Source organism: Streptomyces sp. NPDC004838, from assembly GCF_053600955.1.
In genome coordinates this window covers 110,120-133,309 of the sequence record NZ_JBSGAW010000026.1, presented here as the reverse complement: position 1 = coordinate 133,309, position 23,190 = coordinate 110,120, and the positions used below count along the sequence as shown (strand labels likewise).

At 71.5% G+C, this 23,190-nt stretch carries 18 protein-coding genes; 9 read left to right on the top strand and 9 right to left on the bottom strand.

What is annotated here, in order from left to right; translation table 11 throughout:
- Window positions 1-408 precede the first annotated feature (408 nt).
- The 5 genes from ACWEFL_RS26885 to ACWEFL_RS26865 all read right to left on the bottom strand — a co-directional run bounded on the left by ACWEFL_RS26885 (window position 409) and on the right by ACWEFL_RS26865 (window position 5,876).
- Complete coding sequence (locus tag ACWEFL_RS26885) at window positions 409-900, bottom strand: DUF7848 domain-containing protein (protein WP_451717151.1); 492 nt, start codon at window positions 898-900, stop codon at window positions 409-411.
- Between the two features lie 242 nt (window positions 901-1,142).
- A complete protein-coding gene (locus tag ACWEFL_RS26880; protein ID WP_451717149.1) occupies window positions 1,143-2,393 on the bottom strand; it encodes a helix-turn-helix domain-containing protein in 1,251 nt (416 codons plus the stop codon).
- A 214-nt stretch (window positions 2,394-2,607) separates the two neighbouring features.
- Entirely contained in the window at window positions 2,608-3,822 is a 1,215-nt protein-coding gene (locus ACWEFL_RS26875; protein ID WP_451717148.1) for a helix-turn-helix domain-containing protein, read from the bottom strand.
- 206 nt (window positions 3,823-4,028) lie between these two features.
- Window positions 4,029-5,387 carry an MFS transporter gene (locus ACWEFL_RS26870; RefSeq protein WP_451717146.1) on the bottom strand — a complete coding sequence of 453 codons (1,359 nt, stop codon included), beginning with the start codon at window positions 5,385-5,387 and terminating at the stop codon, window positions 4,029-4,031.
- 24 nt (window positions 5,388-5,411) lie between these two features.
- The gene (locus ACWEFL_RS26865; protein WP_451717144.1) at window positions 5,412-5,876 is read right to left on the bottom strand and encodes a MarR family winged helix-turn-helix transcriptional regulator; all 465 of its coding nucleotides are present in this window, start codon (window positions 5,874-5,876) and stop codon (window positions 5,412-5,414) included.
- Window positions 5,877-6,019: 143 nt separating this feature from the next.
- Here ACWEFL_RS26865 and ACWEFL_RS26860 point away from each other — a divergent pair, with 143 nt between their 5' ends.
- On the top strand, window positions 6,020-6,202 hold the full coding sequence (locus ACWEFL_RS26860) for a ribbon-helix-helix protein, CopG family (RefSeq protein ID WP_451717143.1): 183 nt from the start codon (window positions 6,020-6,022) through the stop codon (window positions 6,200-6,202).
- Window positions 6,203-6,306: 104 nt separating this feature from the next.
- Entirely contained in the window at window positions 6,307-7,329 is a 1,023-nt protein-coding gene (locus ACWEFL_RS26855; protein WP_451717142.1) for an NAD(P)-dependent oxidoreductase, read from the top strand.
- Between the two features lie 293 nt (window positions 7,330-7,622).
- Here the strand turns inward: ACWEFL_RS26855 and ACWEFL_RS26850 are convergent, their stop codons facing one another.
- Window positions 7,623-9,068, bottom strand: a complete 1,446-nt coding sequence (locus ACWEFL_RS26850; RefSeq protein ID WP_451717140.1) for an NCS2 family permease — start codon at window positions 9,066-9,068, stop codon at window positions 7,623-7,625.
- A gap of 158 nt (window positions 9,069-9,226) precedes the next feature.
- Between ACWEFL_RS26850 and ACWEFL_RS26845 the strand changes: the two genes are divergently transcribed.
- Together ACWEFL_RS26845 and ACWEFL_RS26840 are read left to right on the top strand one after the other, a co-directional pair.
- Window positions 9,227-9,601 (top strand): DUF2530 domain-containing protein, encoded by a 375-nt coding sequence (locus ACWEFL_RS26845; RefSeq protein ID WP_451717139.1) that lies wholly within the window; start codon window positions 9,227-9,229, stop codon window positions 9,599-9,601.
- Between the two features lie 227 nt (window positions 9,602-9,828).
- Window positions 9,829-12,273, top strand: coding sequence for an HAD-IC family P-type ATPase (locus ACWEFL_RS26840; RefSeq protein WP_451717137.1), 2,445 nt, complete (start codon window positions 9,829-9,831; stop codon window positions 12,271-12,273).
- A 212-nt stretch (window positions 12,274-12,485) separates the two neighbouring features.
- Here ACWEFL_RS26840 and ACWEFL_RS26835 read toward each other — a convergent pair whose 3' ends face one another.
- Entirely contained in the window at window positions 12,486-15,728 is a 3,243-nt protein-coding gene (locus tag ACWEFL_RS26835) for a sacsin N-terminal ATP-binding-like domain-containing protein (protein ID WP_451717136.1), read from the bottom strand.
- 867 nt (window positions 15,729-16,595) lie between these two features.
- On the bottom strand, window positions 16,596-17,531 hold the full coding sequence (locus ACWEFL_RS26830) for a DUF3027 domain-containing protein (RefSeq protein WP_451717134.1): 936 nt from the start codon (window positions 17,529-17,531) through the stop codon (window positions 16,596-16,598).
- 304 nt (window positions 17,532-17,835) lie between these two features.
- On the opposite strand from ACWEFL_RS26830, the gene ACWEFL_RS26825 reads away from it, so the two are divergent.
- From ACWEFL_RS26825 to ACWEFL_RS26810, 4 genes are all read left to right on the top strand, one after another.
- Complete coding sequence (locus tag ACWEFL_RS26825) at window positions 17,836-19,185, top strand: MFS transporter (protein ID WP_451717132.1); 1,350 nt, start codon at window positions 17,836-17,838, stop codon at window positions 19,183-19,185.
- 743 nt (window positions 19,186-19,928) lie between these two features.
- The gene (locus ACWEFL_RS26820) at window positions 19,929-20,408 is read left to right on the top strand and encodes a DUF2771 domain-containing protein (protein WP_451717130.1); all 480 of its coding nucleotides are present in this window, start codon (window positions 19,929-19,931) and stop codon (window positions 20,406-20,408) included.
- 16 nt (window positions 20,409-20,424) lie between these two features.
- The gene (locus ACWEFL_RS26815) at window positions 20,425-21,249 is read left to right on the top strand and encodes a futalosine hydrolase (protein ID WP_451717128.1); all 825 of its coding nucleotides are present in this window, start codon (window positions 20,425-20,427) and stop codon (window positions 21,247-21,249) included.
- Window positions 21,250-21,272: 23 nt separating this feature from the next.
- Window positions 21,273-22,142 carry a 1,4-dihydroxy-6-naphthoate synthase gene (locus ACWEFL_RS26810; protein ID WP_451717168.1) on the top strand — a complete coding sequence of 290 codons (870 nt, stop codon included), beginning with the start codon at window positions 21,273-21,275 and terminating at the stop codon, window positions 22,140-22,142.
- A 162-nt stretch (window positions 22,143-22,304) separates the two neighbouring features.
- On the opposite strand, the gene ACWEFL_RS26805 is transcribed toward ACWEFL_RS26810, so the two are convergent.
- A complete protein-coding gene (locus tag ACWEFL_RS26805) occupies window positions 22,305-22,688 on the bottom strand; it encodes a cold-shock protein (RefSeq protein WP_451717126.1) in 384 nt (127 codons plus the stop codon).
- Between the two features lie 181 nt (window positions 22,689-22,869).
- Here ACWEFL_RS26805 and ACWEFL_RS26800 point away from each other — a divergent pair, with 181 nt between their 5' ends.
- A complete protein-coding gene (locus ACWEFL_RS26800; RefSeq protein WP_451717124.1) occupies window positions 22,870-23,109 on the top strand; it encodes a hypothetical protein in 240 nt (79 codons plus the stop codon).
- The last annotated feature ends 81 nt before the right edge of the window (window positions 23,110-23,190 follow it).

The following is a 23,190-nucleotide window of genomic DNA, read 5'->3' as shown; positions in this document are numbered from 1 at the left end:
CGCTGACACGACGTGCTCTGTCTGCCACGGAAACCCCGGCACCATGCCTGACCAGCGACAACACGGCGATCAAGTGCGGAAAGACAACAGCTTCTAAGGCCGTACGAGCCCGGTGTCCTCACCACACAATGGGGTGTGGCGTTCGACATCGTGTCTGGGGACGGGGGTGGTCCAGGACCGGATCCACGGATCCGCCGGGGCCGGAACGGTCCCGGCGGCGGTGCGGTGGTGTCCATGGGCCGGTAACACCCGCCCCAGCACCCACATCAGGACTCGGTCGATGAGCGTACGCATGGGTGATCTGCTCCGGTTCGACTGTTGAAGGGGGTGGCCCCGGCCTGCTTGGGGGGTGACAGACCAGGGCCCGGAACGCCCGCGACGAGTCGGCGGGATCGCGGGCGGGGTCTGTCAGCCGTCCGGCTCCGACCGGCTGGATTCCCTGGGCCAGGCCACGTCGGCGTACTCGTGGTAGTGATCACTCTCGTGTCCGGAACCGAGGGTGCAGTTCCGTGCGGGCGCGTCCGGCTTGGGCACCCAGCACAGGTCCGGCCCCTGCCGCTCTGGCGACGGCGGCGCGTAGACGGGCCCGGACGGACGGGCGACCGTGTCACCCACGGCATCCGGGGCCGTCGGGTCCGCCCGGTCCGCCCGGTCCGCCCGGTCCGCCGATCGGCTCCTGGCCGGGACGACGCGCAGATACTCCGTCGTGATCTCCCGGAACCCTGAATGCCCGGTAGCCCGCGCGTGCGCGATCGCCCACGCGTCCGGGCCGAGACCTTCCGTACACGCCTCGGACTGCCCGTCCCCCGAGGTGCACTCGATCTCCCGCATGGGCGCGGAGGCCCCTGGGGAGCGGTCCGGGCCGATCGCCCAGTCCGTACACGTGTCCAGCGACGCCATCACGCCGCCTTCGCCTTGCGCATGGAGCAGCGCCACGGGAGGACGTCTGAGAACCCAGGGGCCGCACGGTTCGCGTCCGCAGGCACCTCTGCATGCGTACCGGCGGGAACTCGCCAGCGCGCGCGGTCCACCTGACACACCTTCATCGTCATACTCCGCCCCGCGTCGTCTCAGGTCAGTGATCAGCACTGAAATCGAGGCTAGGGGCGGGGCGTCAGCACGAGGGGCACACTCTGTGCCCCCTAGGCCGCCAGCATCCCGATTTTCACCGCGAGTTCAGATGCACGGCGACGGCGGTCCGGGACCTTCGATTCCGTTTCTTCCAGCACGATCCTCTTGGCATAGCCGTTGTACTTGATCGTCTCCGGAGCGGCTTCGTGCGCCTGCGCCAATGCGGCCAGGGCGGCATCGGGCTGCCCGTCGAGCTGGTAGCCGCGGGCTGCCTCGATCCGGTGGCGCGCGCGGCGCGGCCGGGACGGAATGGTCGTAGCGTCGGAGGCCACGGCCTGGCGTACGGACTCGCCGCCGGCGTGCAGTTCCACCGCGACGGTGACCGCGTGAGCGCCCATGATGGCGCGCGAGAAGCTGGTCACGGGGTGAAAGTAGGCCGGTGGCAGACGATCCGCCATGGCCCGCGCCTGGTCCCAGTGGCGCCAGGCGGTGCCGCTCTCCCCACGGCGGGCGGCCGTGTACCCGGCCTCGAAGGTGAGCGCTCCGGCGATCGCGAGCACATCGTCGTCGGCGTCGGGCAGCAGTGGTGCCAGGAAGGCGAGGGCCTTCGTGTTGACGGCGTCGGCCGCGTCGTACTGCGCGGGCCCGGCGTCACGGTGTGCCTGCGTGGCGAGCCACGCGGCCACCCCGATGGTGTGCGGATCCCCGGACTCCTGCGCGGCGATCATTCCGCGTTCGGCGACCCGCCACAGGAGTGACGCGTCGGGCTGGTACGCCACGAAGAACTGCGACAGCGAATAGACCTCGCTGAGCACAGCCTGGGCGCGCCGTCGGTCGACCGCCGTATCGGCCTGGTGCGCGGCCAGTTGCGCGTCCAGGATCAGACCGGGCAGCAGCGCGCCGACGACCTCGCGGTGGTCGGGGGCCGAGTGGCGGGCAGCCCACGCACGAGCCAGGCGCGCCGCCAGGTGCTCGGCACGGGGAGCCTGCCGCCGGGTGGTGAGCGGAAAGGCGTCGACCGCGGCTCTGACCGCGCCAAGCCGGGGATGGCCGGGACCGGTGAACAGACCCACCCGCATGGATTCGTTCCCCGTCAGATCGGCGAGGTCCCGGACTCGGAGCAACTCGGCGATCCGCAGGATGACTTCCAGCCGGGGTGTCTTCAGCCGACCGGTCTCGACGGCCTTGACCCAGGAGCCGGTACGTCCTATGAGACCGCCCAGCTGATCTCGGGTCATCCCCTTGCGGGTGCGGAGGATCTGTAGCCGCTGGCCAAAGACCAGGGGGTTCTCGTACGGGTCCGGGGAAGCAACGGATGACACAGCCTTGCCCCTCTCCTTGCAGCTCGTCACTGTCAGAGTAGGGGCGCGACCCCATCACTGTGAGCCCCACGGAGATCACGGAAGTGTTCCCGCAACTCCCCGGAGCGGCAGACTCCGGCCAGGATCCGTCGAAGATTCCTGCCAGGGCCGTCACGTCAGAATCCGGCCCCGTGGCGGACTGTCCCAGATTGCGGATCAGGTAGGACGCTGCGCCCTACCCCATCAGGCCCAGTCGGTCGGCCAGTCCCACCACGGCCGTATCGCGGCGGGGCGCGCGCTCGCGCAGTTCGGCGACGAGGCGGCGGGACGTGGAGTGATAGCGCATCCACTCGGGAGCGTCGGCCTCGGCCCTCAGCAGGGCGTTCTCGGCTCCACGGTCGTCGCCGAGATCGTCGTACGCCAGGGCACGGTCGACATGGAAGCGGGCACGCCATGTCGGCGGCAGCGACGCGAGATCGGGAACGGTACGGGCCGCCCGGATCGCCTCGTCGCTTTTCTCCATCTCCACCAGGAAGTTGACTCGCGCGACGCCCGTGTTCGTCGGGCCGAACGGAGTCGCGTAGACCAGATGGTCCTCACCCATGCTCGCAGCGGCCCCTTTGGCCAGCCGGAGCAGATCGGTCACCGTGCCGTGCTTCTCCTGCCGGACGGCGGCCGTGGCGGCGCGCAGCAGCAGAATCCCCCACAAGGCGAGATCTTCGGGCCGCGACCGGAACCCTGGCTCGATCCGGGCGGCGTGGTCGAGCGCGATGCGCTCGGCGTCGGCCAGCCGCCCCTGCCTGGTGAACACCCACGCCAGCGTCGACACGGCCAGCGTCTCCAGGTTCGGATCGTCGCACAGCCGAATCGCCGCCAGAGAGCGCTCCATCGCGGTGAACGCCGCGTCCTCCTTGCCGAGGGCGGTCAGTGTGGTCGCCGCGACCTGGTAGGCCACCGCGAGAACGGAGTTCGCGGCTGCGGCGTCACCACCCGTATGGGCGTGCGCCGCCGCGCGGGCGTCACGGATGAGCTGAGGCAGCAGCGTGCCGATCTCGCCCATGCGGCCCTCGCGCCGGATGGCCTCCGTCGACCTCATGGCGGCACGCAGTTCCTCGATGCCGGGCGGGTCCTCCGGATCCGTGTCCCCGCCGAGCAGATCGGCCACGGGAGAAACGGCCTGCCGGAGTGCCAGGACGGAGGGCAGCCCGTCCTCCGCGGGCTCGGACGCTTCGAAGGTGCTGGGCTGCCCCACCAGATAGCTGGGCTCGGTGTCCAGCGCACGGGCCAGGGCGTTGATGCTGGACAGCCGCGCCGTCTTCCGCCGCCCCTGCTCCAGCTTCCGTACAACGTCGACGGAGAGGTTCGCGCGCTCGGCCAGGTACTCCTGGGTCATTCCGCGACGCAGACGCAACTCCGCGAGCCGATCGCCCATGCCCGATTCGATAGCCACAGCCACCCCCCACCGGAAGGTCCGGGTTCCACAGTACGCGAGGCGGGGTGACGCAACGGCAGGCAAACTTGCCCGGTCCGATGACTTTACCGGGTCAGTAAAGTCGCCGATCCAGGCAAGTTTTCCTAGACGCCGAGCTTGCCTGAGTCAGGCAACCCGGCCTCTCAGGCGACTCTCCTCATCCCGACCGGTCCGCGCGCACGCCGTCACGCCGCCGTCGCCAGCCGCTCCCTGTGCTCCTTCGGGACGAACTCCACATGCTTGCGGCCCGGCCGCAGGTCCACCTTCAGCCGCAGGCCGCCCGAGCGGGCGAGCATCGCGCCGACGGCGAGGGCCGCCAGGAGGGAGACCGCGCCGCCCGCCGCGAAGCCGAGCCGGGGGCCGTACGCGTCGGTGATCCAGCCGACGAGGGGCGCGCCGACGGGCGTGCCGCCGACGAAGACCATCATGTAGAGGCTCATGACACGGCCCCGGACGGCCGGATCCGTCGCCATCTGGATGCTGGAGTTGGCGATGACGTTGACGGTGAGGCCGAACATGCCGATCGGGGCCATCAGGGCCGCGAACATCCAGAACTCGGGGGCGAACGCGGCGACGATCTCCAGCCCGCCGAAGAGGATCGCCGCGCCGACCATCAGCCTCAGCCGGGAGGCGCCGCGCCGGGCGGCGAGGAGCGCGCCCGCGAGGGAGCCGATGGCGATCAGGGTGTTGAGCAGGCCGTATGTACTGGCTCCGGAGCGGTAGACCTCGTGGACGAACGCCGAGAGCCAGATCGGGAAGTTGAAGCCGAACGTGCCGACGAATCCGACGAGGACGATCGGCCAGATCAGTTCGGGGTGGGACGAGACGTATCTCAGCCCCTCGCGGAGCTGCCCCTTCGCGCGGGGTGTGCGAACGGACTTGTGCAGTTCGCCCGGCCGCATCAGCAGCAGGGAGACGATGGGCGCGAGGAAGGACAGGCTGTTGAAGAGGAAGGCGTAGCCGCTGCCGACGGCGGTGATCAGGACACCGGCGACGGCGGGGCCGACGAGCCGCGCGGACTGGAAGTTCGCGGAGTTCAGGCTGACCGCGTTGGCGAGCTGGTCGGGGCCGACCATCTCGGAGACGAAGGTCTGGCGGGCAGGGTTGTCGACGACGGTGATGAGCCCGAGCAGGAAGGCGGTGAGGTAGACGTGCCAGACCTCGACGCTACCGGTCAGGGTGAGCGCGGCCAGCGCGAGACCGGTCAGGCCCATCGCGATCTGGGTGGCCAGCAGCAGGGGCCGCTTGGGCAGCCGGTCGGCGAGGACGCCGCCGTACAGGCCGAAGAGCATCATCGGCAGAAACTGCAGGGCGACGGTGATGCCGACGGCGGACGCGGATCCCGTCATGGTGAGGACCAGCCAGTCCTGGGCGATGCGCTGCATCCAGGTGCCGGTGTTGGAGACGGCCTGGCCGGTGGCGAAGAGCCGGTAGTTACGGATCTTCAGGGAGCTGAACATACTGGTTGACGCGGGTCCCCCGGATGCCGGAACGGCCGTGGGATCGGGTGCGGGTGCGGAGTCTGCTCCGGGTCCCGTACGCAAAACGGTTCGCCTCCTCAGGCTGGTCTACAGGTGTGCGAGCTTCTCCAGGACGGGGGCGGCGGCGCGCAGCTTGGCCCATTCGTCCTCGTCGAGACCCTCGGCGAGCGCGGAAAGCCAGGCGTTCCGCTTGCGGCGGCTCTCCTCGAGCATGGCTTCGGCCTGCTCGGTCTGGCTGACCACCTTCTGCCGACGGTCGTCGGGGTGCGGTTCCAGCCGTACGAGTCCCTTGGCCTCCAGCAGCGCGACGATCCGGGTCATGGACGGTGGCTGGACATGCTCCTTGCGGGCCAGCTCACCGGGGGTGGCGGAGCCACAGCGGGCGAGGGTGCCGAGCACCGACATCTCGGTGGGGCTCAGCGACTCGTCGACACGCTGGTGCTTGAGCCGACGGCCCAGCCGCATCACGGCCGAGCGCAGAGCGTTCACAGCGGCTTCGTCGGCGTCGGCTCGGGCGTCGGCGGCCTCGCTGCCATGGGACGGGTCAGACATGTTTGTTAGAGTAACTCATTACTCTGCCTAAAGACCAGTCGATTAACGGACAGGTCGCGACCCGGCCCCCATAGTCACCCGTACGAGTGATACGCATGCGGAAAGTGACGCACTGGGCATGGCCGGAACGCGACCCTGACGCCATGGGATCGACTGTGCTCAGCCTGCGCATCGACGGTGAGCTGCTCGACCGTCTCAAGCAGCACGCCGCCAGACGCGGAATGAACGTCCAGGACTATGTGGTCCAAACGCTCGTCCGCGACGACTTCGACGAACGCTTCAAGGTGGCCGTCGACGAGACGGAGAAGTTCTACGGCCACACCTGAACGACTCCGGCGCGGAGGCGATTCCGGGCCTTTCCTGCCCGTACCGTTTCCGCTGACCGACCCCAGCAACGGCACTGGAACAGCACCCGGCGAGGACTTTCCCGATGACGGCTTCCGAAACCACCTCAGGACCCGCGTCCGGACGCGCTGCCCGTTCCGAACCCGCAGCAGGTCGGCCTGCCAGCGCAGACTTATCCCTCGACCCCATTCCGGGAACGGTCTTCGTCGCACTCGGTGACCTCCGGGACAACCACCGGGCGTTCGGCCTCCTCCGTACGCACTTCTCCGACGTCCGGGTGGCCGGAAGCAGAGACCGGGCACTCGCCGAGATGACCGCACTGGGCCCACAGGTGACGGCAGCCGTCATCGGCGTCAAGGAACACATCGACGTCAACGTGCTCGACGCGCTGCCGGGCCTGCGGGCGCTCGGCTCGGTGGGAACGGGCACCGATCATCTGGATCTCGACGCGCTACGGAAACGCGGTGTGCAGGTCGTCACCACGCCCGGCGTCAACGCGGTCTCGGTCGCGGAGCACACGATGACGATGATCCTCGCGCTGGCCAAACGGACGCTCACGGCCCACAGCGCGGTGCTCACCGGCAAGGACCGGGCCGGGATGCCGGAGCCTCCCATCGAGATACGAGGCCGCCGCGCCGGGGTGCTCGGAGCCGGGGCGACGGCCCGCGCGCTGCTCCCCCTGCTGCGGGCGTTCGGCATCGATCCGATGTTCTGGGCCCGCACCCCCGACAGGCACCCCGACCTTCCGACGGCAGCGCTGGACGAGATCTTCCGGCGCAGCGACATCCTCAGCATCCATCTCCCGCTGACCGACGGAACGCGCGGCCTCGTGGGCGCGGAACTTCTGACGCTGCTCCCCAAGGGCGCGCTCGTCGTGAATACGGCGAGAAAGGAGATCCTCGACCTGGCCGCGCTGCCCGCGGTTCTCTCCCGCCGTCCCGATCTGCGCTTCGCGGTCGACGATTTCGGCCTGGCCTCCGACGGCACAGCCGCCGCGCTGGGCAGCTCGGCGCTGCTGAGCCCGCACACGGCGGGCGTCACAGTCGAGGCGCTCAGCGCCATGCAGGAAAGTGCGGTACGCGGAACGATCGCCCGGCTGCGCGCCTGAGCCGACCGCGAGCCCGGCGCGACGCTGTCCCGGCACTTCGAGGAGCTGTGGGCCCAGAGCGCCCCTGCCGTCATCGTGGGCGAGTGAGGCCGGGCCCGGCACGGTGGCTGATCTCGGGGTACGGGATCCCGGGTGCCGTTCCGCGTCCGTACCCGGCCCCGCAGCCCGGGACCGGCGGTGCGGGGCCGGCCCATCAGGCGCTGTGTCCATCGGGCCGACCTCACAGGACCCGCAGCCCGAGCCGGTCCTGCCAGCCGCCCGGCTTCCCCGTCCCGGCCGGACCGCCGCTTCGGCTACTTCGCCAGGCCCAGCGCCGGCATCGCGTAGTAGAAGACGAACACCGCCGACACCACGTACATCGCGATCGGCACCTCGCGGCCCCGGCCCGTCGCCAGGCGGAGGACGGAGAAGGCGATGAAGCCGATGCCGATGCCGTTGGTGATCGAGTAGGTGAACGGCATCATCACCATCGCCAGGAACGCCGGCACCGCGACGGTGAAGTCGCTCCAGTCGATGTCCTTGATCGAACCGGCCAGGATCAGGAAGCCGACCGCCAGCAGTGCGGGGGTCGCGGCCTGGGACGGGACCATCGTGGCGAGGGGGGTGAGGAAGAGCGCCACCGAGAACAGCGCTCCGGTGACGACCGACGCCAGACCGGTCCTGGCGCCTTCGCCGACGCCCGCCGTGGACTCCACGAAGCAGGTCGTGGCCGACGAGGAGGTCGCGCCGCCCGAGGCGACCGCGATGCCGTCCACGAACAGGACCTTGTTGATGCCGGGGAGGTTGCCGTCCCTGTCCAGCAGCTTCGCCTCGTCGCCGACGCCGAGGATCGTGCCCATGGCGTCGAAGAAGCAGGACAGCAGCACGGTGAAGACGAAGAGCACACCCGTCAGATAGCCGACCTTCTCGAAGCCGCCGAAGAGGCTGACCTCGCCCACCAGGCCGAAATCGGGGGTCGAGACCGGGTTGCCGGGCCACTTGGGCGTGGTCAGGCCCCAGCTCGGGACCGTCGCCACCGCGTCGACGACCATCGCGACGACCGTCATCGCGATGATGGAGATCAGGATCGCGCCCGGCACCTTGCGGATGATCAGTACGAGCGTGAGCAGCGCGCCGAGCACGAAGACGAGGACCGGCCAGCCCATGAGATGGCCGCCCTGGCCCAGCGTGATCGGGACGACCGTATTGGCCGCGTCCGGGATACGGGAGACGAAGCCCGAGTCGACCAGGCCGATCAGCATGATGAAGAGGCCGATACCGATCGCGATGCCCTTGCGCAGACTGCGCGGCACCGCGTTCATCACACGTTCGCGCAGGCCCGTGGCGACCAGCAGCATCACGACGAAGCCCGCGAGGACGACCATGCCCATCGCGTCCGGCCACGACATCCGGGGCGCGAGCTGGAGCGCGACGACGGTGTTCACGCCGAGCCCCGCCGCCAGCGCGATCGGGACATTGCCGATGACGCCCATGAGGAGGGTGGAGAAGGCCGCCGTCAGCACGGTGGCCGTGACGAGCTGGCCGCTGTCGAGCTGATGCCCGTACATGTCCTTCGCGCTGCCGAGGATGATCGGGTTCAGCACGATGATGTACGCCATCGCGAAGAACGTCGCGAATCCGCCACGGACCTCACGGGCGAGGCTGGAGCCGCGCTCGGAGATCCGGAAGTACCGGTCAAGACCGCTGAGGGGGCCCTTCGGCTGGTGATCAGGTGGGGCTATTGGGGCCGAGGGGGTCATGCGGTCCTCATCAGAAGTCTGAGCTTTTAGAGCTTTGTACGAATAAATCCAGCCACAGGCAAACCGCTTCAGTATGAAGACATGAGGAGGTGATCGCCATCTCCGCGCGTAGACCATTGTGCCAAGAGGCCGCGATGACCTGCGCCTACACTGATCGCATGGCGAAGTGGACCCCCGAGCACGAGGCACCCGAGCCCCTGGAGGGGCCCGTCGTCGCCACCATCACCGGCGGAACCGTCCTCTGGTTCGTCCTCTTCGTCGTCCAGATCCCTTTCTACAGCTGGTTCGACGAGCGTGGCCTGATGTGGTGGGTCTGGACCTGTCTGGCCGGCGCCGGTCTCGGACTGATCGGCATCTGGTACGTACGGAAGCGGGACGCCGCGATCAAGCGCGCGGCGGCGGAGGGGAAGGCCGGGCCCGAAAGCAGCGGGAGTCCTGAAGACGCCGGGGGCTCCGCAGGTCCCGGGCGCGCCGATCGTTCCGAGGGCGGGGGCTCCGGTCACGCCGTCACCGCCCGCGACGAGAACGAGTAGCGAGTAACGAGTAGCACCGCCCGCCCGCCGCCCGCCCGCGACGAGAAGCCGGGGTGCCGGGGCGCCGGGGCTCCGAGGACAAGCGGAACCTCGCCGCGCGGGCAGGACGGAGACCGGCACCGGGCGTACATCCTCCGTACCGCCTCGGGACGATTCGCGTCCTCCCCCGGTCTGATCTTGTCCGTCCCGTTGGGTGAAGCCGCCCTCACCGCCGTACCGTACGGAACATGACGCAGTGGGCGAGGACTGACACGGATGGCCCCGAGCCCGGCGGCCCCACCATCGACGCGGGCGCCGAACTCGATCCCGTACACCCGGTGAAACCGCCGGAACCGGCCGCGCGGACCACCGGGCTGACCGCCGCCGAAGTCGCGGAACGCATCGCGCGGGGCGAGGTCAACGACGTACCCGTCCGTTCCTCGCGCTCCACCGCCGACATCATCCGGGGCAATGTCTTCACCCGCTTCAACGCCATCATCGGCGTCCTGTGGGTGATCATGCTCTTCGTCGCTCCGATCCAGGACAGCCTCTTCGGCTTCGTCATCATCGCCAACACCGGCATCGGCATCATCCAGGAACTGCGCGCCAAGAAGACCCTCGACGGCCTCGCGGTCATCGGCGAGGCCAAGCCGACGGTACGGCGCGACGGCACGTCCGCCGAGATCTCGACCTCCGAGATCGTCCTCGGCGACCTCGTGGAACTCGGCCCCGGCGACAAGGTCGTCGTCGACGGAGTCGTCGCCGAGGCCGACAGCCTGGAGATCGACGAATCACTGCTCACCGGCGAGGCCGACCCCGTCGTCAAACAGCCCGGTGACCAGGTCATGTCCGGCAGCTTCGTCGTCGCGGGCGGCGGCGCGTTCACGGCGACCAAGGTCGGGCGCGAGGCGTACGCCGCCCAGCTCGCCGAGGAGGCGTCCCGCTTCACCCTCGTCCACTCCGAGCTGCGCAGCGGTATCAGCACCATCCTCAAGTACGTGACCTGGATGATGATCCCCACCGCGACCGGGCTCATCATCAGCCAGCTCATCGTCAAGGACAACAACTTCAAGGACTCGGTCGCCAGGACCGTCGGCGGCATCGTGCCGATGATCCCCGAGGGCCTGGTGCTGCTGACCTCCGTCGCCTTCGCGATCGGCGTCATCCGCCTCGGGCGGAAACAGTGCCTCGTCCAGGAGCTGCCCGCGATCGAGGGCCTCGCCCGCGTCGACGTCGTCTGCCTCGACAAAACGGGCACCCTCACCGAGGGCGGCATGGACGTCACGGAGGTCCGGCCGCTGGGCGGGGCCGACGAGGCGTACGTACGGAAGGCCCTCGGCGCGATCGGTCAGTCCGACCCGCGGCCCAACGCCTCCCTCCAGGCCATCATCGACTCCCACCCGGACGGCGCGGAGTGGCGGTGCGTCCAGGCACTGCCCTTCTCCTCCGCCCGCAAGTACAGCGGCGCGCGCTTCGAGGAGAACGGCTCGGGGACGTCCGCCTGGCTGCTCGGCGCGCCCGACGTCCTGCTGCCCGCCGACGACCCCTCGCTCGCCGAGATCGAGCAGCTCAACGAGCAGGGCCTGCGGGTGCTCCTCCTCGCCCGGACCGGGGGAACCCTGGAGAGTCCCGAGGGCATCGAGGCGACCGCCCTCGTCGTCCTGGAGCAGCGGCTGCGGCCGGACGCGTCCGAGACGCTGGCCTACTTCGCCGACCAGGACGTCGCCGCGAAGGTCATCTCCGGCGACAACGCCGTCTCCGTCGGCGCGGTCGCCGGCAAGCTCGGCCTGCCGGGCGCGGAGAACACGGTCGACGCGCGCACCCTGCCCGCCGGGCGCGAGGAGATGGCCGAGGAGCTGGCCTCCAACGCCGTCTTCGGCCGCGTCACCCCGCAGCAGAAGCGGGACATGGTCGCCGCGCTCCAGTCACGCGGCCACACGGTCGCCATGACCGGCGACGGCGTCAACGACGTGCTCGCCCTCAAGGACGCCGACATCGGCGTCTCCATGGGCTCCGGCTCCGAGGCGACCCGCGCGGTCGCGCAGATCGTGCTGCTCAACAACAGTTTCTCCACGCTGCCCTCGGTGGTGGCGGAGGGCCGCCGGGTCATCGGCAACATCACCCGCGTCGCCACCCTCTTCCTGACGAAGACGGTGTACTCGGTCCTGCTGGCGATCCTGGTGGTGGTCAGCCAGGTCGAGTACCCGTTCCTGCCCCGCCATCTGACGCTGCTGTCGACGCTGACGATCGGCGTTCCGGCGTTCTTCCTGGCCCTGGCGCCCAACAAGGAGCGGGCGAAGCCGCACTTCGTACGCCGGGTGATGCGGTACGCGATCCCCGGCGGCATCGTCGCGGCGACAGCCACCTTCTGTACGTATCTGCTGGCCCGCTCCCACTACAGCGGCCCCGGCTCGCTGGAGGCCGAGACCAGCGCGGCGACGCTGACGCTGTTCCTCGTCTCGATGTGGGTCCTCGCGATCATCGCCCGGCCGTACACCTGGTGGCGTATCGGTCTGGTGGCCGCGATGGGCACGGGCTTCCTGATCGTGCTGGTGGTGCCGTGGCTCCAGGACTTCTTCGCGCTGAAGCTGGTGGGCACGACCATGCCGTGGACGGCGGTCGGGATCGCGGCGGCGGGGGCGGCGCTGCTGGAGGTGGCGTGGCGGTTCGTGGACCGGAAGTTCCCCGCGTGACCCTGGTGAACCTCACGGGGTGACCCGCGTGAACCCTGCCAGGGTGACCCGCGTGAACCTCACGGTGTCAGCCCGTGTGAACCCCGCCGGGTGACCAGTCCCCCGCTTCCGGCCGGACGGAGAACCGAGCCGACCGGAAGCAGGGGACGGAGGCCGGGACGAGGGGCCTCACCTGGGCCTCACCTGGGCCTCACCTGGGCCTCACCTGAGCCTCACCGAGGGTCGAACCACCTGTCGCGGGCCAGTTCCTCCGTACGGGAGGGGTCCTCCAGCAGGGCCGCCACCTCGAAGCGGCGCGGCCACTGCCCCGCCGCCCAGGCGAGACCCGCCGCGACGCCCTCGACCGTGGAGGCGTGGACCACGCCGTCCGGGGTCCGGCGCCAGGAGAGTTCGACGCCGCCCGCGATCAGCTCCTCGTGCTCGATGTACGAGGACGGGGTGCCGGGGCCGAGGAGGACATGGACGGACTCGGGGACCTCGTGCTCCTCGCCCTCGGTCGTGACCTCGGCGGCGACCGCCTCGCTCAGACGGCGGACCTGGAGCAGTTCGGCGAGGTCGCCGGCGCGTCCGGGGCTCACCGGGAGCAGCGGAAGGCCGCCGGCGAGCGGGATGAGGTCGGGGGCGTCCGCCACCAGCGCCTCGGAGGCGTCGACGACCCGTACCTCACCGTCCACGACCGCCCGCAGTTCGTCAGGGAGGGTCACCTGCTCGGGGTCGAGGTCGGCGAGGGCCGTGTAGAGGCCGTGCAGCGGGCCGGGGCGCACCGTCCGGCCGGGGTCGGCAAGGCGGCCCAGCAGCTCCGCCGCGCCGCCGGGCTCGTCGAGGAGGTCGGCGACCGAGGTGCGTACGCCGAGGGCCCGCAGCACCTGCGCGTCGTCGAAGCCGGTCGCGTCCACGGACTCGTACAGCCCGTCCAGCAGCGGATCGCCGCCCGCGGCGCGCAGTCCGGCCGGACGCCGGCCGTCGAGTACGGGGTGGTCGCGCAGCCACCAGGCGGTGTAGGACCGTACCGTCTCCGTCGTGCCGTCCGGCAGGAGGACGCGTACGGACTGGGTGAGCGCGTCCCGCAGCGGCGGCCGGGCGAGGAGGGCGAGCGCCTGCGGCCAGCAGTCGTCGTCCACCAGGTCCAGATCGCGTACGGCGATGATCTCCGTGGCCACGGGCGGCACGGGGGTCTCGGGAAGCCGGTCGAGCACGTCCTCGCACCACACGTCGACCGCGTCCAGCAGGCCGACGTCGTCGAGCTCGGCGAAGTCGCCGTCGCGGGGCTCCAGCTCGTCGGGGTCGAGGACGACGTCCGTGGCGCGTACGAGGGTGAAGTTCGCCAGCACCCCGCAGGCCGCGAGGGGCTGCTCGCCCCAGCGGGCGGCCAGGTCACCGTCGCAGAAGGCCAGTTCGTCCTGGCGCATGACCAGGGCGAAGGGGCTGCCGGGGAGGACGAGTTCGCCCGCCGGGACCATCTCGCCGTCCTCGTCGGGCAGGGCGAGCGCGCCGAGCCAGGGTTCGTCGCCGGGTTCGAGGTCCGCTTCCCGTACGAGCGAGAGGACGGTCTCCGCGAGTTCGTCGGCGTCGAGGACGGCCGTGTCGTCGTCGTACCAGACCTCGCCCGCGTCCAGTGATCCGGCGACGGCCGCCCGCACCTGGGGGGTGGTCAGCACGGCGCGCGGGGTGGCGGAGAGCGCGCCCAGCTTCTCCAGCAGGGGGTGGGCGGCGTCCGGGTGGACGACCTTGAGGCCGAGGCGGGCCAGATCGGAGGCGGGGGTCCCTCCGGCGGAGCCGGGAAGGGTCTCGGACAGCGGAGTCTCGGGCAGCGGGATGAGGGTCTGCCGGGGCCCGATCGCGGTGCGGCCGTCCGCGAGGGGGACGGGGAGGCCGGAGAGCCGCTCGGGGTCGACGCCCGCGAGGCTGTCGTACAGCCGCCGCCACCAGGACGGTTCGCGCTCCAGACCAGCGAGGCGGTCGATCGCCTCGGTCAGCGGGACGCGGGCGACGCCGAGGGTGCGCAGCTCGACCCGGCGTTCGAGACCGGCGGGGAGGAGGTTCGGCAGGACTTCGGAGAGGACGTCCACCGTCTCCTGGCCCGCGCCTTCGAGCACCTCCGCCTCGATGGGCCGCAGGCCGTGCGCCGGCTCGCGGCCCGGCAGCAGCCCGGTGTCCGCTCCGGCCTCGGGGCCTGTCTCCTCGTCCGGTACGTGCCGGGGGGCGGCGGGCTCCAGGAACGCCGTACGCGGCAGGAGCCGGAGGATCGCCGCGCGCAGGGCGCCGTCCAGCTCGCCCTTGCCGAGCGGGCCCGGCACCAGGTCGATCGTGCCCGTGCTCACCGGCCGCCAGTCGCCGAGCAGCTCCGCGTACGCCTCGGCCGCGCGCTGGACCAGGAAGTCGGTGAGCGGTCCGGGGGCGGGGTGGCGCCGGGCGGTGTCCAGCGGGAGCGAGGCGATCAGCAGGGCGGGGACGCCGAGGGGTTCGTCGGTCGGGGTCGGCGCGTGGACGACCGGCGCGGTGCCGGGGTAGAAGGGCGCGCCCTCCACGTCCACGGGCACGGCCCAGGTGACGGTCCAGTACGGCCGCAGCCGCTCCTCGATCGGCCGGTCCCGCAGCAGTTCCCGGTCGATCCCGCCGCCGTGGCTGACGACGCGCCAGCGGCGGTCGCCGTGGGCGCTGTCCCGGATGCGGACGTACGGCCCTTCGGCGGCGCGTTCCAGCGTGCGCACGCCCTCGGGGGTCTCGATCACGACCTCGGAGAGGCCGGTGAGGGTGAGCAGCAGGGCGTCGTCGATTCCGGCGAGGAGGCGTTCGACCAGGTCGAGCGCCGCGCCGTCGCGGAGCGGGAGGACGACGACGGTGTCGTATCCGTCGGGCGCGGTGCCCTCGGCGGGCAGCGGCAGCCGCAGCAGCGGTACGTGGCCGTCCCGGCGGCGGAGTTCGTCGCCGAGTCCGGGGCTGCCCTGGGCTGCCTCCTCGGCCAGGCCGCGCGCCTCGGCGAGCGACCAGCGGACGCCGCCGTGGCGGCCGACGACGGCGGGTTCGTCGCTGACGGCGAGCACGGCGGCGAATCCGACGCCGAAGCGGCCGACGCTGCCGCCGTCGGCGTCGCCCGCGTCGCCGGCGTCGTCCCGTTTGGCCGAGGCCCGCAGGGTGCTGAGCGATTCGGCTCCGGCCGCGTCGAGCGGCGCGCCCGTGTTGGCGGCGGCGAGGACGGCGGGGTCCGTGCCGGTGGCGGGCCTGAGAGTGAGCCGCAGCCTGCCGGGGGTCTTCGCGCGGGCGGCGGCGTCGGCGGCGTTCTGCGCCAGCTCGATGATGAGACGGTCGCGGTAGCCGCCGAGTACGAGGTCCTCCTCGGCGTTGGCGTCCTCCCGGAAGCGGGCCGGCGCGGCCCCCCACGCGTCGAGCACGCCCCGCCGCAGCCGGGCGGTTCCGAACGGGTCGGCCCCTTCGGTGGTCCTGACGACGCTCACGGTGTCGCTCCGCTCTGTTTCTGTACGTAGGCCGCTCTGAACGTGGCCGGTGTGAACAGGGCCGGTCTGCACGCGGCCGCTTCCGAACGTAGCCCTTCCGCACGTCCGGTGGCACGGGTGGCCCGCTCCCTGCGCTGTCCCGGCCGGGGCCGCCCGTGGTGCGGTGGCCCCTGTGCGGCTGAAGGTACCGCGCACGGCGGCACGGATGCGCCGAGGGCGGGGTTGCCGACGGGGGTGCCTGTGGGGTTGCCTGCGGCAGGCGTGACGGGGGGGGTGCGCGGGGGTGCCCCCCGGCGCCCGGCTGAGCGCCACGGGGTGCCTGCCGCAGGCGCGACCGGCATACACGCGGGATTGCCCACCGCCCGGCTGAGCGCCAGGGGGTTGACCGGCTCGCGCGGTCCGACGGGACGGGGCCCGGCGCGGCGGGGGGCTGCCACGCGCACGGTCGGGCTACGAGCCTCCGGGCCCGCCGCTTGAAGGGACGAACGGTCAACGAAGCGCGGGATCGTCTCCCCCGCGCCAGTCGTTCACTCGCTTACAGATGCTGGGAACCATGGGCGACGAGTCCACCTCCGCAGGCGCGAACCACTTCACGTCGACGCGGCTCATCCGCACCGCCGACGAACGGATGCGCACGGCCCGGCCGGTCCGCGCCGGACACGGGCCTCGACTGCGCGCGGGAAGAGATCCCGGTGCGCGGTCGGGCAGAAGCGATCCCGGCCGGAAGCGCCCCCGGCCCGGAAGGGACGCCGAGCCGTACGAGGACGCCGAGCCGGACAGGACGCCGGTACCGATCTCGATATCGACCGCGCGATCCCGACCGCGCGGCTCCGCGGTCCATGGCGTCGGGCGGGAGCCGGGTCCGGCCTACGAGTGGCCCAGGTCGTCGTCCGGCCCCGGACCCGCCGCCGCGGGGACCGAGCCGCTGTCGGGCTCCGGGTGGAGCGGGAACTCGTCCATGCCGAGGGAGTCGAGGACCGGCTGTGCCGGCTGCGGCGGCTTCGGCATGACCGCTGCCTCCGAGTGCCCACCGCAGCCGTACGACAGGGATACGACACGCCCGTCCGCCGGGGAGAACTCGTTCGCGCAGACGCCGAACGCCTGCCGCAGGGATCCCGTGAGCGGCATCAGGAACGCGCAGGTCATGCAGGACGCCGGCGCGGCCTGCGCCATGGGCGTCTTCGCGCCGAAGGACTCGTCCCAGCGGTCGGCCGCGCTGTGCAGGCCGTACCGGGACAGGACCCGCGCCCGGCGCATGCCCAGTTCCTCCGCCACCGCGGCGATCTCGCCGCGCCCGTTCATGACGGTGTCGGCGGGCCGCCGGTCGGTCAGCTCCGCGTCCTCCGCCTCGACGCGTTCGGCGAGGTCGTGGGAGGTCCGGGCGAGCGCCGAATTCGGCGGGGGCGCGTCCTCGCCGGTGTAGCCGGGCTCCAGGCGGAGATCGTCCGCCTCGGTCGGCAGCAGATCGCCGGGGCCCATGTCACCGGGCCGCAGCCGCTCGCTCCACGGCACCCACTCGGGCGCGAGCAGCGCGTCGGGGCCGGGCAGCAGGACGGTTTCGTCCAGGGTGACGACCTTGGCACGGGACGCCCTCGCGACGGTCACCGCCCAGCGCCAGCCCCGGTAGCCGGGCTCCTTGCACTCGAAGAAGTGCGTGACGACCCGGTCTCCCTCGGAGACGAGGGACACATGCTCGCCGACCACCCCCGGCGCCGCGGCCTCCTCGGCCGCCCCTCGGGCAAGGTCTACCGCCTCGGCGCACAGGCGGTCAGGGGTACGGCTTCGCGTCGTCGCAGCACTCACAGGTCTCGCTTCTCTCCTACGCCGTCTCACGGGTGCGCCGATCCGTTGCGTGAGATACGGGCGGAGGGCGGAGCGGACCGGAGGGCCGCATCGACGTCCACGCCCGGACCAATCCGTCCCAGGCACACCTATACGCCATCCATTCTGCGGGATCGCGAAGAGGCGCGCGGCCGGGAGCATTCGCCGGTGGCGCGCTACGCACGCTACCTCTTCCACAGCGCCTCGCCCACCTGCGCACCCCAACGAGGAGCTAACAACCCCGCATCGTCCCTCGCCGCGCCAGGGCTTGGGGCACTATGGCGAGGTGGCAGGAGTCAGTTCCTCCGACGGGCCCGGGTCGCGCGGCAGAGCGGGCCGGAGAATCGCGCGTGCCCTGCATCTGCCGTTCACAGGCACCGCGCGCGGTATCCGCAAGGCGACCCACGCGCACGGCGCGGGCGAGTCGGGGCTCGGGAAGCTCATCGAACTGCACGCGGTGAACGGCGCGGGCGATGTCATGATCACCGTGGCGCTGGCGTCCACGGTCTTCTTCTCCGTACCGACGGACGAGGCCCGAGGGCGCGTCACGCTCTATCTGGCGATCACCCTGGCACCTTTCGCCCTGCTCGCGCCCGTGATCGGCCCGCTGCTGGACCGCATCCCGCACGGCCGCCGCGCGGCGATGGCCGGTGCGATGCTCATCCGGGCGGCACTGGCGCTGCTGATGTCCGGGGCGGTGGTCACGGGGGCGCTGGAGCTGTATCCGGCGGCGCTGGGGGTGCTCGTCGCGTCCAAGGCGTACGGGGTGGTCAGGAGCGCGGTCGTGCCGCGGCTGCTGCCACCGCGAATCTCCCTGGTGAAGGCGAACTCACGGGTCACCCTGGCCGGCCTCCTCGCCACCGGCATCGCCGCGCCGATCGGCGCGGGGCTGCACCGGATCGGGCCGGAGTGGACGCTGTACGGGGCGTGCGCGCTGTTTCTGCTGGGTGCGTACTGGGCGATGCGGCTGCCTCACAAGGTGGACTCGGCGAAGGGCGAGTACCGGGTGCGGCTTCTCCCGCGCGGGGAGAAGAAGCCGAGCCTGCGGACGGTGGGCCCGTCCGTACTGCACGGGCTCCAGGCGAACGCGGCGTTCCGCTGCCTGTCCGGGTTTCTGATCTTCTTCCTGGCGTTTCTGCTGCGCGGCCATCCCCTGGCCGGGCAGAGCGCGGCGGTCTCCCTGGGGATAGTGGGGGTCGCGGCGGGCGCGGGCAACGCGCTCGGTACGGCGGTGGGGGCGTGGCTGAGAGACCGCGTACCGGAGATGATCATCACGACGGTGCTGGGGTTGGTGCTGACGGCGGCGGTCCTCGCGGCGGTGTTCTTCGGCGCGGGAATGGTGGCGGTCCTGGCGGCGACGGCGGGCCTGTGCCAGGCCCTGGCGAAGCTGTCCCTCGACGCGATGATCCAGCGCGACGTCCCCGAAGAGGTCCGTACGTCGGCCTTCGCCCGCTCGGAGACGCTTCTCCAGATGGCGTGGGTCGTGGGCGGCGCGATCGGCATCGTCATCCCGTTGAACGGTGTGCTCGGCATGTCCATCGCCGCGGCCATCGTCTCCACGGGCGCCATCGCCTCGGTCCGCGGCCTCCTCGACGGCGCCCGCCGAGGCAGCCGCCCCCGCCCCCGCCTGGCCTGATCCCGCCGAGTCTCGGCATTCCCAGCCCCGCCGATGCCCGAGCCGGCAGGCCCGCGTTCTCGGCCTCGCCGGCGATTGAGGCGCGGGGCTCGTCGAGGCCCTGGGCGCGGGCCGCTCGCCGAGAGTCGGCCGCGGGGGCGGCGGGGGCTCGCTTCATACAGCCCGGCGACGTCTGGACTGCGGGACCCGGCGCATCCAGCCCCGCCGATGCCCGAGCCGGCAAGCCCGGCGTGTTCAGCCCCGCCGGCGATTGAGGCGCGGGGCCCGGGGCAGAGCCCCGACAGGAACCGGCACCCGCGAACAGGACCGCGCCACCCACGCCCCGAAGGGGCCCGCCCCGTCACCCCAGCCGGGTAGCGATCCCACGCGCGCCCACCACCTTCGGGCCACGGCCGGGCAACCCAACGCCCTCCCACGGACGCTGAGCCGGCAGGTCCGGCAGCCCAGGCCCCGTCGATGCCCGAACCAGCAAGCCCAGCGCATCCAGCCCCGCCGGCGATTGAGGCGCGGGGCCCGGGGCAGAGCCCCGACAGGAACCGGCACCCAGGAACAGGACCGCACCACCCACCCCCCGAAGGGGGACCCGCACCACCCGGAGGGGAACCCGCACCCCGAAGGGGGACCCGCGCCACAGCAAACCCGCACCCCCGGAGGGGGACCCGCACACCTCCCCGGAGGGGAACCCGTGCGCCGCGCCGGACCCCCGCGTGGATAGGGGGAGCGGGGCAGATAGCCTCTCGGGTATGACCGTTGCGTTCTTTTCCGGCCGCCGCCGCCGGGCCGCCGCCACCATCGGTGCCGTCTCCGCCGGGCTCCTCGTACTCTCGGCCTGCGAAAAGCCGACACCGCTCGCGACCGTAACGGTCGGGACGAACTCCGTCAGTTCGGAGGCCACCTGCTACAACGGCGGCGACCCGATCAAGGAGTCCGAGGTACAGGACTGCCTGAAGGAGTCGGGCAAGACGATCAAGGTCGCGCTGGACGACCGGGTCCGGTTCGGTGTCGACCCGGAGATCGCGGACAACGGCTGGACGCTCTTCATCGAGGGGCGGAACGCCGAGGCGGAGCCGTACAAGAAGACGTACCGGTCCGTCCCCGCGAGCGCGTTCTTCGCCGGTGAGCCGGGCACGGCGGCGACGAACTCGGCGAGCATCAGCATCGTGGAGACCAAGAAGGGCAAGCTCGTCGGCATCTGGCAGTTCACACTGGAGAAGACCTCCTGACAGCGGGGAACGGGCCGTGCGCGTACTGGTGGTGACCGCGGTGGCGGCGGAGGCCGACTCCGTCGCCGCAGGACTCCTGGCAGCCACGAGCACGGGCACGGAACCGGGCCCGGAGACCGGTACGGGCCCTGAGCCCGGCACGAGTCCCGAGACGGATCCGGAACCGCAGACGGATCCGCAGACGGGTCCGGGACCGCGGACGGATCCCGAGGCGGATCCCGAGGCGGAACCTCGGACGGCGACCGGCGCGTACCGCGTCACACGCCACCGGCCCGCCGTGGACGTCCTCGTCGCCGGCGTCGGCCCCGCCGCCGCCGCCGCGGGAGCCGCGACCGCCCTCGCGCACACCCCGTACGACCTGGTCGTCTCCGCTGGCATCGGCGGCGGCTTCCGGGCCCACGCGCCGGTCGGCTCCCTCGTGCTCGCCGACGCGATCGTCGCCGCCGACCTCGGCGCCGACACACCCGGCGGGTTTCTGCCCGTCGACGAACTCGGCTTCGGCCGTACGACGCATCTGCCGCCCACCGGCTTCGCCGCCCGCGCCGCCGAGGCGACGGGCGCGCTGTACGCGCCCGTGCTCACCGTCTCCACGGTCACCGGCACCGCCGCCCGCGCCGCCGAGCTGGCGGAGCGTCATCCCCGGGCGGCGGCCGAGGCGATGGAGGGCTTCGGAGTGGCGGAGGCGGCGGCGGCCCACGGGGTGCCGGTGCTGGAGATCCGGACGATCTCCAATCCCGTCGGCCCGCGCGACCGGGACGCCTGGCGCATCAAGGACGCGCTGGAGGCGCTCACCCGCGCATTCCAGCGGCTCAGCCCGCTCTTCGAGGAGGAGTCGCCGTGAGCGACCGAACCGGTTTTGAAGCCATGGACGAGGCGGGGCACGGCCAGGCGTACGACATCGCCTACTCGCCCTGCCCTAACGACACCTTCGTCTTCGACGCCTGGGCACACGGCCGGGTCCCCGGCGCTCCCGCCATCGACGTCACGTTCGCGGACATCGACATCACCAACGGCATGGCCGAGCGCGGCGAGGGCGAGATCCTCAAGGTGTCGTACGCGGTGCTGCCGTGGGTCCTCGACACCTACACCCTGCTGCCCTGCGGCGGCGCGCTCGGCCGTGGCTGCGGTCCGCTCGTGCTGACCCGTGGGGAAGGCACGGACCTGACCGGGAAGACGGTCGCCGTGCCGAGCGAGCGCTCGACCGCGTATCTGCTGTTCCGGCTCTGGGCCGCGGACCAGGTGCCCGACGGGGTGGGCGAGGTGGTCGTGATGCCGTTCCACGAGATCATGCCCGCCGTACGGGACGGGAAGGTGGACGCCGGTCTCGTCATCCACGAGGCGCGGTTCACGTATCGCGACTACGGGCTCCACTGCCTCGCCGACATGGGCGAGCACTGGGAGTCGACCACCGGTCTCCCGATCCCGCTGGGCGCGATCATCGCAAAGCGTTCGCTGGGCGAGGAGAGGCTGCGGCTGCTGGCGCGGACGATCCGCGCTTCGGTGCGGATGGCCTGGGAGGACCCGGCGGCGTCACGTCCGTATGTGCGGGAGCACGCGCAGGAGATGGACCCGACCGTGGCGAACCGGCATATCGGGCTGTATGTGAACGAGTTCACCGCGGACCTGGGGGTCGACGGGTACGCGGCGGTACGGGGGCTGCTGACACGCGCGGCGGCCGAGGGGCTGGTACCGCCCCTCGGCCGCGACGCGCTCGAATTCCCGCGGTTGGACTAGACGCGGGTTGGACAGGCTGGATGCCCAGGCGGCTCGGACCCCAGAACGGCGCAGCTGCCGGAGTGGCCCGGTTGCCGAAGTAGCCCAGCTGCCGACCGGACTGGTCCGGTTGCCGGAGTGGTCCGGCTGCCGAAGTGTCCCGGAGCGACCCACCGGAGCGGCTCAGACGTCGAGCTGGTCCGCCACCGCCCGGAGCAGGCCCGCGATCTTCTTGCCCTGCACCTTGTCGGGGTAACGGCCGCGCTCCAGCGACGGGGTGATGTTCTCCAGAAGAGTCGTCAGGTCCTGGACGATGGACGCCAGCTCGTCGGGCTTGCGGCGCTGGGCCGCCGCCACGGACGGAGCCGGATCGAGGACCGTCACCGAGAGCGCCTGGTCACCGCGCTGGCCCGCGACGACGCCGAACTCGACGCGCTGGCCGGGCTTGAGCGAATCGAGCCCGTCGGGCAGTACTGACGAGTGCACGAAGACGTCGCCGCCGTCGTCGCGGGAGAGAAAGCCGAAGCCCTTCTCGCTGTTGAACCATTTGACCTTGCCGGTAGGCACGTCTGTCCTCGTCCTCGTACTCGTTGGGGCGCTTCGTGGGGCGCTCGGGCAACCGGAAAACAGCTCCGAATAGCACTGCAGCGGGTCGTCCGACCCGCTCCATCCCCAAGGCTAATGGTCCGGAGGCTGGTGACAAGACGCCGCCGAACGGTTCCTCCTCGCAGGGAACTACCCTGGCCGGATGACTGCTACTCCTTCCGTGCCGGGTGACGGACTGGTCCGCGCCGGAGCGATCGTCTTCATCGTCGGCGCGGTGGCCACACTGATCACCGTGGCACCGCTGTTTCTGGGTACCGAGCCCTTTCCGCCGATCGCCTACGCGGTCTGCATGCTGATGGGCGTCGGGTTTCTGATCGCGGGGGCGGGTGTCCTCCGTTCGGTCGCGGCTCAGCGGCGGGCGGCCAGATCGGTGACGCCGTAACAGAGGGGACGGCTTTCACCTGCCGTCCGGTTGCACGCCACGGCTCTCGGCCTGCGACTTTCACCCGGCGGCGACGCTCAC